10 protein-coding genes are annotated in these 13,642 nt (G+C 53.4%); 3 read left to right on the top strand and 7 right to left on the bottom strand.

All coding sequences use genetic code 11. The annotated features are described in order from the left end of the window. Positions 1-21 precede the first annotated feature (21 nt). From J2T14_RS13290 to J2T14_RS13270, 5 genes are all read right to left on the bottom strand, one after another. Positions 22-1,626, bottom strand: coding sequence for an extracellular solute-binding protein (locus tag J2T14_RS13290; RefSeq protein WP_307471459.1), 1,605 nt, complete (start codon positions 1,624-1,626; stop codon positions 22-24). 75 nt (positions 1,627-1,701) lie between these two features. Continuing rightward, positions 1,702-2,610, bottom strand: a complete 909-nt coding sequence (locus J2T14_RS13285) for a carbohydrate ABC transporter permease (RefSeq protein ID WP_307471457.1) — start codon at positions 2,608-2,610, stop codon at positions 1,702-1,704. Next, positions 2,604-3,566: an ABC transporter permease gene (locus J2T14_RS13280; RefSeq protein ID WP_307471455.1), complete on the bottom strand. Its 963-nt coding sequence runs from the start codon at positions 3,564-3,566 to the stop codon at positions 2,604-2,606. The genes J2T14_RS13285 and J2T14_RS13280 overlap by 7 nt, the downstream gene beginning before the upstream one ends. 338 nt (positions 3,567-3,904) lie before the next feature. Further along, positions 3,905-5,245: a sensor histidine kinase gene (locus tag J2T14_RS13275; protein WP_307471453.1), complete on the bottom strand. Its 1,341-nt coding sequence runs from the start codon at positions 5,243-5,245 to the stop codon at positions 3,905-3,907. Between the two features lies 1 nt (position 5,246). Beyond that, positions 5,247-5,933 carry a response regulator transcription factor gene (locus tag J2T14_RS13270; protein ID WP_307471451.1) on the bottom strand — a complete coding sequence of 229 codons (687 nt, stop codon included), beginning with the start codon at positions 5,931-5,933 and terminating at the stop codon, positions 5,247-5,249. A 173-nt stretch (positions 5,934-6,106) separates the two neighbouring features. Here J2T14_RS13270 and J2T14_RS13265 point away from each other — a divergent pair, with 173 nt between their 5' ends. Genes J2T14_RS13265 through J2T14_RS13255 form a run of 3 tightly spaced genes read left to right on the top strand, consistent with a single transcriptional unit; the run spans position 6,107 to position 8,666 of the window. Beyond that, positions 6,107-7,141 (top strand): DJ-1/PfpI family protein, encoded by a 1,035-nt coding sequence (locus J2T14_RS13265; protein WP_307471449.1) that lies wholly within the window; start codon positions 6,107-6,109, stop codon positions 7,139-7,141. 59 nt (positions 7,142-7,200) lie between these two features. Beyond that, a complete protein-coding gene (locus tag J2T14_RS13260; RefSeq protein ID WP_307471961.1) occupies positions 7,201-7,848 on the top strand; it encodes a DUF2306 domain-containing protein in 648 nt (215 codons plus the stop codon). Continuing rightward, a complete protein-coding gene (locus tag J2T14_RS13255; protein WP_307471447.1) occupies positions 7,845-8,666 on the top strand; it encodes a DJ-1/PfpI family protein in 822 nt (273 codons plus the stop codon). The genes J2T14_RS13260 and J2T14_RS13255 overlap by 4 nt, the downstream gene beginning before the upstream one ends. A 129-nt stretch (positions 8,667-8,795) precedes the next feature. Here J2T14_RS13255 and J2T14_RS13250 read toward each other — a convergent pair whose 3' ends face one another. Both J2T14_RS13250 and bglX read right to left on the bottom strand, forming a co-directional pair. After that, the gene (locus J2T14_RS13250; protein WP_307471445.1) at positions 8,796-11,069 is read right to left on the bottom strand and encodes a beta-glucosidase family protein; all 2,274 of its coding nucleotides are present in this window, start codon (positions 11,067-11,069) and stop codon (positions 8,796-8,798) included. A 41-nt stretch (positions 11,070-11,110) separates the two neighbouring features. Continuing rightward, on the bottom strand, positions 11,111-13,627 hold the full coding sequence (bglX, locus tag J2T14_RS13245; RefSeq protein WP_307471443.1) for a beta-glucosidase BglX: 2,517 nt from the start codon (positions 13,625-13,627) through the stop codon (positions 11,111-11,113). Positions 13,628-13,642: the final 15 nt, after the last annotated feature.

Below are 13,642 nucleotides of genomic sequence, written 5' to 3'. Positions count from 1 at the left end.
CCTTGTCCGCTTACGGCACCGTTAGTTAAAGCTTGCTTTGTTCTCCTCGTACCATTTCTGCGCGATTGCCTCCGCTTCGGCTCCTCCTAAACGCTCCCACTCCTTGCGGATCTCGCCGATGGCCCAATCGCCCGTATATTTGTCGCCCTGCGTGACGGCCGTTGCCCGCGTTTCGCGGATGAACGTATCGAACGTGGAGCGAATTTCGTTGATTTCTTCGAAATTCGGCTGATACGGGATATCGCGCTTGAACGGGTTTTTTAACACCGTTTGCAAAGATTCCGCATTCAGCGCGGCAATCCGCTGCGACAGCGCGTCGTCGGCCGCTTGTAGAGGCAGATCCTCCGGCTTGATGTTTTCCTGCCGCAGAACGGCATATTCATTGGCGTATAACACTTCCTTCGTGAACTTATCCGCATCGATCCGCTTCGCGATTTCGCCTAACTTCTCGTAATGGACGCCTTCTTCCCCGTTCATCAGCGTGAACCAGCCCTTATCGATGATCCAGTCCAAATACTCGACGGCCGCCTTCGGATTTTTCATATCCTTATTAAACGCCACGTAAATGAAAGGCGAGGCCTCCTGGTAGGTGCCGAACTTTCCGTGCTTCGATGCGACCGCTTCCAGCGGCACCGGCTTGGCGTCCGGCACGTTGGAGATCAAATCCCGCATCAGAATGTCGACCGCTCCGGTTCCCCATTGCCCCAACAATATGCCTGCTTGGCCTGTCGTCCACAGCTGGTTGGAGCGCTGGTTGTTGCTGTCGGTGAAATATTCCTTGTCGACCAGGCCCAACTCGTAAAGCTGCTTCTCCAAACCGATGACATCTTTGTACCTGTCCAGCGTCGGGCCGTATTTCATTTTCCCGTCCTCCAGGTACCAGAGGAAGCTCATTGACCCGTGCAGAGCGGCGTAGATGTCTGGCGCGTTGGCGCCTACGATCGGCGTGCTGTCCGGATAATGCTCCTTGAACGCCTGCGCCACCTTGATTAATTCCTCGACGGTCGTCGGCTTCTCCATGCCGACCTCGTCCAGCCAATCCTGGCGAATCCACATCGCATGGTTCGCGATCGACGTGACGGGGCGCTTGCTGGCCACCGCATACATTTCCCCGTTAAACGTTAGATGGGCTTTCAAATCCGGGTTTTCTTCCAAATATCTTTTGTAGGAAGTGCTGTATTTTTCAATATAATCCCCGATCGGCTGGATGACCCCTTGCGTCACCAGCTTTCCAATATACGAGCGGTCAAACTCCCAAAGCAAATCCGGAGCCTGGTTCGAGGCGATGAGCACATTCAGCGTATCCTGGGCCTGATTGCGCGGTACGGGCACGATCGAAACGTCAATGCCCGATTGCTCGCGGATCCACTTCACCCAGCGGTTATCCTCGTACGTCCCCTCGTCGCTTGATACCTGCCCTCTGTCAAACGTGGAGATGCTGATTTTTTTGGGCAGATCCGCGTACGGATCATCCGCGTTTTGCGCATTCCCCGAAGGGTCGTTTCCGCTCGGCGCGTTCGTGCTTCCCGCTTCCCCTGCGTTGTTCGAGCAGGCCGTTGCCAGCAGCGCCAGCAGCATCGCGAGGATGAGCAGCAGCCGTCCCTTGCCTTTTGTGTTTGTTTTCATACTTGACCTCCTGCAATATCGTTTTTATTATATCAAAACGCGCTTTTGATGCGCATTCGATAGCTTATTATTTTCCTAGCCCTTCACCGATCCCAGCAGCACGCCTTTTATGAAATGCTTCTGCAGGAACGGATATACGCACAGGATCGGCGTGATCGCAATGACGACCGCGGCGGCGCGGATTCCCTCCGGCGTAATGACCGTCTGCATCAGGCCTTCGCCGCTGCGCAGCATGTCCGGACTGACCAACGCGATCATTTGGTGAAGCTTCACCATGAGAGACAGCTTATCGGTATTCCTGATGTAAATAAGGACGTTCATGTACGAATTCCACCAGCCGACCGCGTAGAACAGCGTTAACGCCGCAATGACCGGCTTCGACAAAGGCAGGACGATTTTCCATAAAATCGTTGCGTCGCCCGCCCCGTCAATCTGCGCGGATTCCTCCAGCTCGTCGGGCAGTCCTTCCAGGAAGGACTTCATCACGAACATGTTGTAGGCGCTGATAAGCGCCGGCAGCCACAAAGCCCAGTACGTATTCACAAGCCCCAGACTGTTAATCAGCAAAAAATTCGGAATGAGCCCTCCGCTGAACAGCATCGTAAACAAAATCGCCATGAGCATGAAGTTTCTGCCTCTAAGCCTTGATTTAGACAGCGGATAAGCCGCCATAATCGTAAACAGCATATTGAGCGCAGTACCTACAAGCGTGATCAACGCCGTATTTTTCATCGCGACCAGCAGCTGGCCGTCCTTCAGCAGATTGACATAAGCGTTCATATTGAACTCGATCGGCCACATGAACACCTCCGCGGCGTTAATCGCCCGGCTGCTGCTGAAGGATACCGCGATAATGTTGACGAAAGGGAACAGCGTCGCATAAGCGCACAACGCGAGAACCAAATAATTTACCCAGTGAAATGCTTTGGAAGAAAAACCTCCGCGATGGGGCGGCTTCTTCAACGCTTTGCCGCTTGTCACCATAAGCCCCGCTCCCCCAATGCTTTAATAATCCGATTCACCGATACGATTAAAATCAATGCGATTAATGACTGAAACAGGCCTAACGCGGTCGTATAGCTATACTGCAAATTCACGATCCCCCTCGTATAGACGTAGGTGCTGATGACCTCAGCCACGCTTGTAACGGCGGGATTGCGGAGAGCATACACCTGCTCGAAGCCGACATCCATCATCCGTCCGACCTGCAGAATCAGCAGAATCGCAATCGTGCTGCGGATGCCCGGCAGCGTCACATGCCAGATTTGCCTCAGCTTATTCGCCCCGTCCATCTTGGCCGCTTCGAACAAAGTGGGATCGATCGAGGCCATCGCCGCCAAATACAGAATCGTGCCGAAGCCCGCTTCCTTCCAAATGCCCGACGCAATGAACGTTACCGGCCACCAGAATTTATCCGCCATAAAATAGATCGGCTCCAGCCCCAGGCCCTTCATCAAAAAACTGACGAAGCCCGTGGAAGGCGACAGCAGCGCGATGACGATGCTCCCGAGCACGATCCAGGAAAGAAAGTGCGGGATATAGAGCAGATTTTGCAGCGTCCGCTTATACCATTCGATTCGCACCTCATTCAGCAGAATCGCCAGGAGGATCGGTACGGGAAACGCGAAGATGAGGTGGTACAGATTGAGCAGCAGCGTATTTCTGAGCACGGCATAAAAATCCTTGCTCGAGAACAGCTTCCCGAACTGCTCGAAGCCGACCCATGGACTTCCCCATATGCCGTCGGCCAAGCGGTAATTTTTGAACGCGATAATCTCTCCCGCCATCGGCGCGTATTTAAAAAGAAGCAAATAAGCGGCGACCGGCACCAGCAGCATATAAAGAAAGCGATTTCGAGAAACTTGTTTCCAAAATAGGCGGCGGCTTGGTTCGCGCTTGCTTTCGGGCAGCTTCGCGTCAAGCGTTGCATGTTGATTCATGTTTGTCTCCTTTCTCCTCGTCGGGGTACTGGCTGAACTTCCTGCTGCTTGCTTCAGGTCTACCCTGCACGTTCAAGCTAACATAGCGCCTTCAAACGTTGAAACCTCCAGTTTTTGTCGGGATACGCTTTATGCGCAAAGCGCTATGTGCTTTTTTTGTGATGCTATTCTTTTTTGGTGATTTGGAGGCAAATGTTGCGGGATCAGGATCGGCAAACAGAAAAAAGGCCTCACAGGAGATGACTCGCCTTGTGAAGCCGATGTTTTAATTTCATTCTGCTCGCGCCTTAAAGGAAGCTTTTTTCCGTTTCTGTTCCGTCCTTCGTATCCATAAACAGCTAAACGGCTGCAACGCTATCGTTCACAGGCATCCAGCCGGTCAGCAGGGCCCCGCCCTCCGAATGGTTATGTGCGGCAAGCTCGCCTCCGTGACGCCTCATAATTTTTTGTGATATCGTCAACCCTAATCCGCTGCCTCCGGTTAATCGATTCCTGGATATTTCGCCACGGTATAAAGGTTCAAACACGCGCTGCAGCTCCTCCGAAGAGAAACCGGGCCCTGAATCGCGTATCGTAAACTTCACCTTACTGCCGTCTATGTAACATCGGACAACAATTTCTCCGCCTGCAGACGTGTGTCTGACGGCGTTATCCAAAAGATTATTCATGGCGCGTTCCAATAAATGCGTGTCGCCGTTAATCATGCAATCGTCCGTAAATTGACTGGAGATCGAGATGTTTTTTTGGAGGGCCAGCGGTCTCAGACTTTCGATCGACTTCCGAAGCACGGATGTCAGATCAACTGTCACATTGTTCAGTTTCGTCTCCAAATACTCCATCTTCGTAAAGGTGAACAGATCCTCTACCAGCCGATCCAATTGTGCCGACTTTTCCTTGCATACCGCCAAATACTTCGCTATTTTTTCCGGCGATTGAGCAATCCCTTGTTCCAGGCCATCCAAATAACCTCGTAATGCAAACAACGGCGTTCGTAAATCATGGGCGACGGCGGCAATCACGAACCGGCGTTCTTCCTCCAATTCCACTTGCTTCCGGTTAGAGGTTTGAAGTCCCTTCACCATAACGTCAAATCCATCGCGTACTTCGGCGATCTCTGTGATTCGGGAATCGGGCAACCGCACATCCCAATCTCCTGCCGCGATCTGTCTAGCCGCAAGGCTCATCCTCTCGAGAGGTTTTACAAGGTATCTCCGCATTTCAACAGCAAAAATAAAGATTGCCAGCAACAGACCGGCAAACATCGCAACGAGCGGGATCGTATTTGTCTCTGGCAAATAAATGACAACCTTACCAATCAACTGACCGTCCTCTATGATAGAAAACTTTTCCGTTGACGCAAAAGCGCGATGCGAATCCGAATTAGACCGATACATTTCCTGATCCGACGCCGATAATAGCACGACATCCATTTTCGCTTCCCCCGCTTTGGCGCGCAATCGTTTTTGCCAATTCGGCTCCTTCCACTTGTCCGTGTTCGATTCGATCAGGCGAATCGTCTCGGTCAAATGTTTTTGCAACGATTCGTTATGCGACTGCTCTTCCGCGAAGCTAAACGTGTTTGTTTCCAAGTAATGAGCGGCAACGTAGAACATCCACGGCAGCGTAAGGATGAAGAAGAAACAAAGCAAAGTAAACGCGCGAATGCGAATCGTCCCCATCTTAACCTCCCTCGAAGCGATATCCGATTCCCCATACATTGACCAGGTACCGCGGTTGGTTCGGGTCGGGTTCGATTTTGTCCCGAAGCCGGCTGAGATGAACCCGAATCGTATGCTTGTCGCCCACCCCTTCCCAGAACCTTTCAAGCAATTGATCATAGGAAAAAACCTGTCTGGGATGCTCCGCGAACAATCGCAGCAGCTCGTATTCCTTCGGTGTGAGCACTACGGTTTCCCCTTCCACTGCCACTTCTCTCGCGGACAGATTTATTTTAATGCGTCCATAATCCAACGTTTTTTCATCCATTCGCTGCCGGGAAACGGAACGCCGCAATACCGCTTTTACCCTGGCCACAATCTCTCCCGGGGACGCGCTTTTGACGATATAGTCATCGCCGCCGAGAGTCAGCCCTCGAATCTTGTCCACATCATCGCTGCGGGCGCTTAAGAAAAGGATCGGAACGTTGCTCTCCTTCCGAATCCGACGACATAAGTCGAATCCGTCTTGTCCCGGCATCATGATGTCCAGAACGATGCAATGCACGGGGCTTTGCTGAAACAAGGCCCATGCTTCAGAGGTATCGCAAGCGGTTATCACTTGAAAGTCGTCATTTTCCAAAAAGTCCCTCAATAATTCAACGATACTGGTGTCGTCGTCTACGACGAGTATCGTATTGAATACGCCCATGGATATCCCACCTTTCCAACCAGTTTATCATTTTTTTTGCCGGAACAATCGAAGCTCTATGTTTTGTGACGGTTTGTTTATTGTTTTGTGACTGTTTCACAACCTTGATTGAGATTTTCGGTTGCTATGATTCTATTGCGAACGAGTTTGATTGGGATAAGGAGGATTTACTCATGTTGACGGTTCAAATCGTGCTTTTCGATGGCTTCGACCTTCTGGATGCCATTGCGCCTTACGAGGTTTTTAGTGCCGCTGCCATGCATGCCGACAACGCGTTAAGCGTGGAAATCGTCACCGCCGAAGGGCCGAGGCACGTGACTAGCGGCATCAACGGGTTAAAAATCGAAGCAAGCGGCAGTCTGAACCCGGCAGCGCCGGGCATCATCCTCGTGCCTGGTGCATCCGGCGACGTCGAAGGAGATGGCCCTGACTCCGTCCCGGCTATTCTGGGCCGCGCCATGAACACGCAATTAACAGGAATGATTGAGCATGCGCTCCGTCAAAAGGACATCATAGTCGCTACGGTATGCGGCGGTTCTCTGGTACTGGCCATGGGCGGATTGCTGGAAGGCCGGCCGGCGGTAACGAACCATCTGGGCATGGATTTACTTGGAGCAACCGGAGCGATTCCCGTCCCGGCACGCGTCGTGGATGACGACAACCTCGTTACCGGCGGCGGCGTAACTTCCGGACTCGATGTAGCTCTGTACCTGGTGGAACGCGAGCTTGGACCGCGTATCGCGCATGCGGTGGAACAGTTATTCGAATACGAACGAAGGGGAACGGTTTGGCGAGAAACAGGAGTGGCGCCTGACCGTCTTATAACACGGAGGAGCGACGAATCCAACAACGCGGCAGACACAGTGGTAACGAATGGCGGGGTTCTAGATAACCAAATCGTGCAGGCGTCTCTGTTCAACGGGGATTGGGATACGACAATCGCTACGCCTGTCGGGAAACTGCAGGTCAAGCTCTCGATATCGACAAGCGAAGGCAGAATCCGAGGCACGGCAACACAAGACGACGAGACGGTCGAATGGATCAACCCCGTGCTTCAGAACAACAAGCTTGCATGGTCGCTTCGAATCACGAAACCTATGCGCTTAAATCTGAAATTCGAAGTTTCCGTGGTTGGAGACCGCATGACCGGCATTGCCAAGGCCGGTATTTTGCCGGCATCCAAATTATCAGGCAATCGAATTTCCTAACCCGGAATGATGGATATGGGTATTAACTATGGAACCGCGGAGGTACGATATTGGACCACATGATCAATCGGAAACGATTATACAAAATATTATCCTGCGTCAGCATTCTGTTCATCCTTTACGCCTTGGCGAAAAATTACATCATTGATCCCGGAGCCGAGGCATTTCTAAGCCATAAAACCGGGCTTAAGCATGCGCTTGATCTTCCGGTCTGGTTAAACGTGATGTACGTTCACGTCGCACTTGCATGCCTGGCCATGGCGTCGGGACTGCTCAACTTTTCTGCCCGAATATTCGAGAAAAGCCATAAGCTTCATCGCATCAACGGCTATGTTTATATCGCGTCCGTCCTTCTTGTCGTGGTTACTTCCGGTTATATGGCGCCTTACGCCACCGGAGGAAAGATCACCAGTATGGGGTTCAACGTCATAAATATGATATGGCCGATTATCACCATCACGGCGCTCGTCCAAATCAAAAAGAAACGAATGGTCAGGCACCGGAACTGGATGATCCGAAGCTACGCCTTTTGTTTTACGAACATGTTGATTCATCTTGTCGCTTTTCTTTTTGGACAGGCATTCGGTTTCGATTACGCTGACAGCTATACCGTTGGCGTCTATGGCGCCCTCGCGCTGCTTCTGATCATTCCCGAAGTCATGATCAGAACAATCTTAAAATCCAGAGAGGAATTGATATACAAATGAAAAGAATGTTGGGATTAATCATGTCGTTTGCGCTCGTTATAATTCTAGTTGCCCCATCGGCAAACGCGAAAACTACTAAAAGCAATGATGCATCCAAGGACAAGAGCAAAAGCATACATGTTCAAATTGTATTATTCGATGGTTTCGATCTGCTGGACGCATTGGCGCCCTATGAAGCATTCGCTGCCGCAGGCATGTACTCGGGAGAAGCGATTACCGTGGAATTAGTGTCGGCAGAAGGCAAGCGTTCCGTACCGAGCGGTATGAATGGGCCCTCCCTCGAAGCAGAAGCCAAATTGGACCCCAATCGTTCGGGCATTATATTGGTGCCTGGGGCTGCCGGTAAGCCGGCGGGTAATTCGGAAGATTCGGTCCCGAATCTATTAAGGCAAGCCAAGGAGACAAGCTTAACGGCTTTGATGAGACAAGCTTTTAAGAATAAGGAAGTCACGGTAGCTACCGTATGCGGGGGTTCATTGCTGCTGGCTATGCAGGGTTTGTTGAAAGATAGGTATGCCGTTACGAATGCTATTGGCATGGCTGCCTTAAAAGCTTTCGGAGCTATTCCGATCGATGCAAGAGTCGTTGAAGATGGTCCTCGCCTCGTGAGCGGAGGAGGCGTGACATCGGGACTAGACGTGGCGTTCCATTTGGTCGAGCGAGAGTTAGGGCCCCGAATCGCGAATGCCGTAGAAAAGCTATTCGAGTACGAGCGAAGAGGTACGGTGTGGCGCGCGGAAGGCATAGAGCCGATCGACTTTGCGGCAGGTCAGACAGCATCTGCTAAAGGACAACCGGCCACTAGTCCCGCAAAGTAATGCCGAAAACATGGAATAGACAAGTATAATGAGTTTAATGATGTAATCGATTATTGGAAAAGCAACAACTGATTTCAATAAAAATTGCCGGAGCAAGTGCTCCGGCATTCCTCTTTTCTGAGCTTTCTTTCAGGCATTCGTTCCGTTTAACCGCGAAATCATTGCCTCGAGCTGTCCCTCCGACATCGCCCCCCCGCTGAAAGCAATCAAGGCGCGCAGCGGCAAGTATCTCATCATGGCCTCCATCATTTCCGCGGCATCTCCGGTATCGCCCAATGTGCCGAAAGGGTTTTGATCCTTCAAAATTTGCGTGATAACCGGCTGCGTCGCCGGATCGGCGAGCAGATCCCCGACCGTCGAGTTGCGCGTAACCTTCATGCGGTTATTCGCCGTTGCTTCCACTCGGATGGCAGCCGAGAGGGCAATGTCCTGCGAGGACCTCCCGATCAGGATGTCGAAAGCTCCGGTATCCACGCGCCAATCTTTCCGGTCGACATCATAGTAGGCAAACGACCGCTTGCCGAGCGTGAACGTCACCGTTTTCTGTTCGCCCGGTTGAAGCTCCACTTTCGCGAAGCCTTTCAGCTCCTTATCCGGACGAATGACTTTGCTTGCCGCTTCGCGGACATACAGCTGAACGATTTCCTTGCCGGCTCGATCCCCCGTATTCTTTACCTTTACATGTACGTCGACCGTCTCGTCGTCACGTATGGCCTGCTTCGCGAACGTAAGCTCGGAATACGCAAAGCTCGTATAGCTCAGACCGTGGCCGAACGGAAATAAAGGTTCGACTTTCTTCTTGTCATAGTAGCGATAACCGACGAATACGCCTTCCCTGTATTCTACCCGATCCCCTTCCCCGAAGTAGTACAAGTAGGAAGGGTTGTCCTCGAGCCGTTGCGGGAACGTTTCGGCCAGCTTGCCGCAAGGGTTCGCATCGCCGAACAACAGGTCGGCGATCGCGCCTCCAAGCGCCTGACCGCCCAGATAGGCTTCCAGTACAGCCTTCGCGCTTCCGATCCACGGCATTTCCACCGGCGAGCCGTTACTCAGTACGACTACAAGATTCGGCTGCGCTTCAGCCACTGCTCCGATCAACTCGATCTGATTCGCCGGCAGGCGAAGATGGGTCCGGTCGTACCCTTCGGATTCGTAACGATCCGGCAATCCTGCGAATAGGACGGCTACGTTCGCCTCGCTCGCGGCCCGCACCGCTTCTTCGACCAACGCCGCGTTCGTTGCATCGTTGTCCAGCTCATAGCCGCCGGCATAGAAAACGTTTGCTGCACTACCCACCGCCATGACGATTTCTTCCCGGATGTCTTCCAGTCTGGTCGGGTTGACATGGGAACTTCCGCCGCCCTGGTATCTCGGCGCGGCAGCCAGAGCGCCGATCACGGCAATGCTGCCTTCCTTGGCCAGCGGAAGCAGCTTGCCTTCGTTCTTCAGCAGAACCATGCTCTCGCGGGCAACGACTCTCGCGAGCTGATGATGCGCCTCGGCATCATAAGCCGCATCCTGTATCTTATGGTCTACCGCTTTGAAAATGATGCGAAGCAGCCTTTCTACCGCTCGGTCGAGCTTCTCTTCGGACAGCTTTCCGGCGCGGACGGCCTCCACGATTTTCCGGTCTCCCGTTCCGCCGCTGGTCGGCATTTCGAGCTCCAAGCCGGCAGCCAAGCCGGCAGCGCGTTCGTTGACGGCTCCCCAGTCGGATACGACGAAGCCTTCGTGTCCCCATTCGTCCTTCAGGATGTCCGTCAACAAATAGTCGTTCTCGGAAGCGAATGCCCCGTTGACTTTGTTGTAGGAACACATAACCGTCCATGGCTGCGATTTCTTGACGGCTCCTTCGAAGCTTGCCAGGTAAATCTCGCGCAGCGTCCGCTCGTCGACGACGGAATCGGACGTCATCCGGCGATGCTCTTGGTTATTTGCGGCGAAATGCTTAATCGAGGTGCCGACACCTTGGCTTTGGACGCCGCGTATATGGTGGGCTGCCATTTCCGAGGACAAATAAGGATCCTCGGAAAAATATTCGAAGTTTCTTCCGCACAGCGGAGAACGCTTGATGTTCGCGCCAGGTCCAAGAAGTACGGCTACATCCTCCGCCTGGCATTCTTCGCCGAGCGCCCGACCCATCTTCTCGATCAGCTCGCGATCCCAAGAGCTGGCCACGCCGACCGCCGATGGGAAGCATGTCGCCGGTACGCTGTTGAACAGTCCGACATGGTCGGCGCCTTCCTTTTGTTTGCGCAGCCCGTGCGGGCCGTCGGTCACCATGATGGACGGAATCCCGAGTCGTTCGACTCCTTTGAGCCGCCAGAAGTCGAGACCGGAGCACATGCCGGCCTTCTCCTCCAAAGTCATTTGCGAAATCAGGTGTTTAAGATTGCGTTCCATTCTGCATCCTCTCCATTTCGGTTATTATCGTAAATCTAAGATCAGACGAGTTCGAAAGCCGCCTCTTGCACATCCCTCGCATTCGAGCCGACGAATAGCCGGAAAGCGCCAGCCTCCGCCCGGAAGCTCCGATCCGAGGCGTAAAACTTCAAGTCTTCTTCGGTCACCATAAACGAGACCATCCGACTTTCTCCCGGCTCCAGGCGAATTTTCCGAAAACCTTTGAGCTCCTTTACCGGACGCACCACGCTTCCGTGCAGGTCTTGAATATACAATTGGACGGTTTCCTCGCCCGCATATGCGCCGGTATTCGTCACCGTGACGCTTGCGGTCAACGCATCGGTTCGCGTTATGCCCGTTTTGTCTAAACGCAGCTCCGAATAGTCGAACGATGAGTAGCTGAGCCCGTAGCCGAACGGATATAAGGGGTCGTTCGAACAATCCAAATATTTCGAAATGAACTTCGTATGCATGTTCGATGGCGTAACCGGACGGCCTGTATTGAAGGCATTGTAATAAATCGGCACCTGACCGGCGTGTCGAGGAAAGCTCATCGTCAGTTTGCCGGACGGGTTATAGTCGCCGAACAACGCGTCCGCGATCGCATGCCCGGCTTGCGAACCCAAGAACCATGTCTCCACGATCGCGTCCACGTTCTGCTCGAACCAGTCTAGCACCAGCGGACGGCCGTTCGTGAGTACAAGAACGGTCGGCTTGCCCAGCTTGACGATTTCCTCGGCGAGACGCTGCTGGACGATAGGAAGGGAAATATCCGTCCGCGAGGCGGCTTCCCCGGACATATTGCTGTCCTCTCCTAACGCCAATATCACGATATCGGCTTGGCTCGCGCAAGCGACTGCGTGGTCGAAGCCGCCAACAAGCTCGCCGTCGACCCCGCAGCCCGAGGCAACGAATAACCGCTGGTGGTCGAAACCTTTGCCCGCAATCCCTTCCTTCAATGAAACCGTCTCGATGCCGTAACGGGAGAACTGCCAAGGCCCCAGCAAATCCTTGCTGGCCGCGAACGGACCGATCAGCGCAATTTTCTTTCCGTCATTGCGAAGCGGCAGGACGCCGTCATTTTTAAGAAGAACGATCGACTTGCGGGCGAGATCGCGGCTTGCTTCCAGATGCGCACGACTGAAGTGGTATTCCATCTCCTTCTCGGGCTGCACGTACCGGAACGGATCGTCCATGATGCCGATCTTGTATTTGTAGGTCAGAATGCGTCTTACCGCATCGTCGAGCTGTTCTTCCTTCACGAGGCCTTGATCGATAAGTTTGGGCAGATGATTCGCATAAAGGCGGGTGACCATCTCGATGTCCATTGTCGCGTCCATGGCCTGCTTGGACGCATCCTCTCCGTTCTTGGCTGCGCCATGGATGAAGATTTCCTCGATCGCCCCGTAATCGGAGATCAGCATGCCGTCGAATCCAAGCTCGTCTCGCAGCAGATCCTTAAGCAGGTAGCCGTTTCCCGCAACCGGAACGCCCTGATAAGTGTTGAAGGCGTTCATGACCGAGCCGGCTCCCGCTTCAATTCCCGCTTTGAACGGCGGAAGATAAACATTTCGAAGCGTTCCTTCGGAAATATCGACCGTGTTGTAATCCCGGCCGCCTTCTGCCGCCCCGTATGCGATAAAATGCTTCAAGCAAGCGATGATCGTCTCCCGGTCGAACAGGCTCTCGCCCTGAAAGCCTTCCACTTGGGCTTTGGCGATAAGCGCTCCCAGGTAAGGATCCTCGCCCGCTCCTTCGACTACCCTGCCCCATCTCGGATCCCGCGTAATGTCGACCATCGGACCATGGTTGTAGGTCGTGCCGGATGCCGATGCTTCCTTGGCCGAGATGGCGCACGCTTGCTTGATGGCTTCCAAGTCCCAGCTGCAGGACCAAGCAAGCGGCACGGGAAAGATGGTCTGAAACCCATGAATTACATCCGCGTTGAACAACAGCGGAATGCGGAGCGGAGATTGCTCGACTGCGATCTTCTGCAATTCGAATACCCTCTTGCTGTCAAAAGCGCCCAGAATCGAACCCGCTTTGCCCGTAGCAACCATCCGCTCGGGAGGTTCCGCATCGACGTCCGCCCCGAAGGAAAAGTCGGATGCCCCGATCTGGCTCATCTGACCGATCTTGTCCGCGATGGACATCCGGGCGATCAGCTTCTCGACTTCCTGACGAATATCTTCGTCCGACCGCTCGCTCACGTTCGCTTTCCGGTAAGGCTCGACAATCGGAATAAGCTCTTCCGCCAAGGAAGCGCCCCTTCCTTTCCCGCCGCTAAGCTGCAGCTCCCCGACAAAAGGCATCGTCATGGTACCGGCGAAGCGGTCGTCCTCGAATTCCAGCGTGACCTTTACGGGATCGCTGGAAAAGAAGGAGCGCCCGGTCGCCTCCAGACGGTTACCTTCGACCGTTGCTTCCATCGGGAGGATGAAAGAAGGGTTCGGTTCCGAATTGACGGTAAGGGTGTACCCTTCGTTTTCTTCTATTGAAAGGATGAATTTAGACGTGGAACCGTTCCGATTCACCCTCGCATTCCAAATGCCGATCATTGCCAACACTCCTCT

Origin of the sequence: Paenibacillus harenae (genome assembly GCF_030812415.1) — a bacterium.
In the GTDB taxonomy this organism is placed as follows: domain Bacteria; phylum Bacillota; class Bacilli; order Paenibacillales; family Paenibacillaceae; genus Pristimantibacillus; species Pristimantibacillus harenae_A.
The sequence above is the reverse complement of the archived record's forward strand: the minus strand, read 5'-3'. Positions and strand labels throughout refer to the sequence as shown.

What these genes read in the sequence shown, in the direction of transcription:
- J2T14_RS13250 (WP_307471445.1), bottom strand. Translation starts at nt 11,069, where the DNA reads ATGGAACGCAATCTTAAACACCTGATTTCGCAAATGACTTTGGAGGAG.
- J2T14_RS13285 (WP_307471457.1), bottom strand. Translation starts at nt 2,610, where the DNA reads ATGGTGACAAGCGGCAAAGCGTTGAAGAAGCCGCCCCATCGCGGAGGT.
- J2T14_RS13270 (WP_307471451.1), bottom strand. Translation starts at nt 5,933, where the DNA reads ATGGGCGTATTCAATACGATACTCGTCGTAGACGACGACACCAGTATC.
- J2T14_RS13275 (WP_307471453.1), bottom strand. Translation starts at nt 5,245, where the DNA reads ATGGGGACGATTCGCATTCGCGCGTTTACTTTGCTTTGTTTCTTCTTC.
- J2T14_RS13280 (WP_307471455.1), bottom strand. Translation starts at nt 3,566, where the DNA reads ATGAATCAACATGCAACGCTTGACGCGAAGCTGCCCGAAAGCAAGCGC.
- J2T14_RS13290 (WP_307471459.1), bottom strand. Translation starts at nt 1,626, where the DNA reads ATGAAAACAAACACAAAAGGCAAGGGACGGCTGCTGCTCATCCTCGCG.
- J2T14_RS13260 (WP_307471961.1), top strand. Translation starts at nt 7,201, where the DNA reads ATGATCAATCGGAAACGATTATACAAAATATTATCCTGCGTCAGCATT.
- J2T14_RS13265 (WP_307471449.1), top strand. Translation starts at nt 6,107, where the DNA reads ATGTTGACGGTTCAAATCGTGCTTTTCGATGGCTTCGACCTTCTGGAT.
- bglX (WP_307471443.1), bottom strand. Translation starts at nt 13,627, where the DNA reads ATGATCGGCATTTGGAATGCGAGGGTGAATCGGAACGGTTCCACGTCT.
- J2T14_RS13255 (WP_307471447.1), top strand. Translation starts at nt 7,845, where the DNA reads ATGAAAAGAATGTTGGGATTAATCATGTCGTTTGCGCTCGTTATAATT.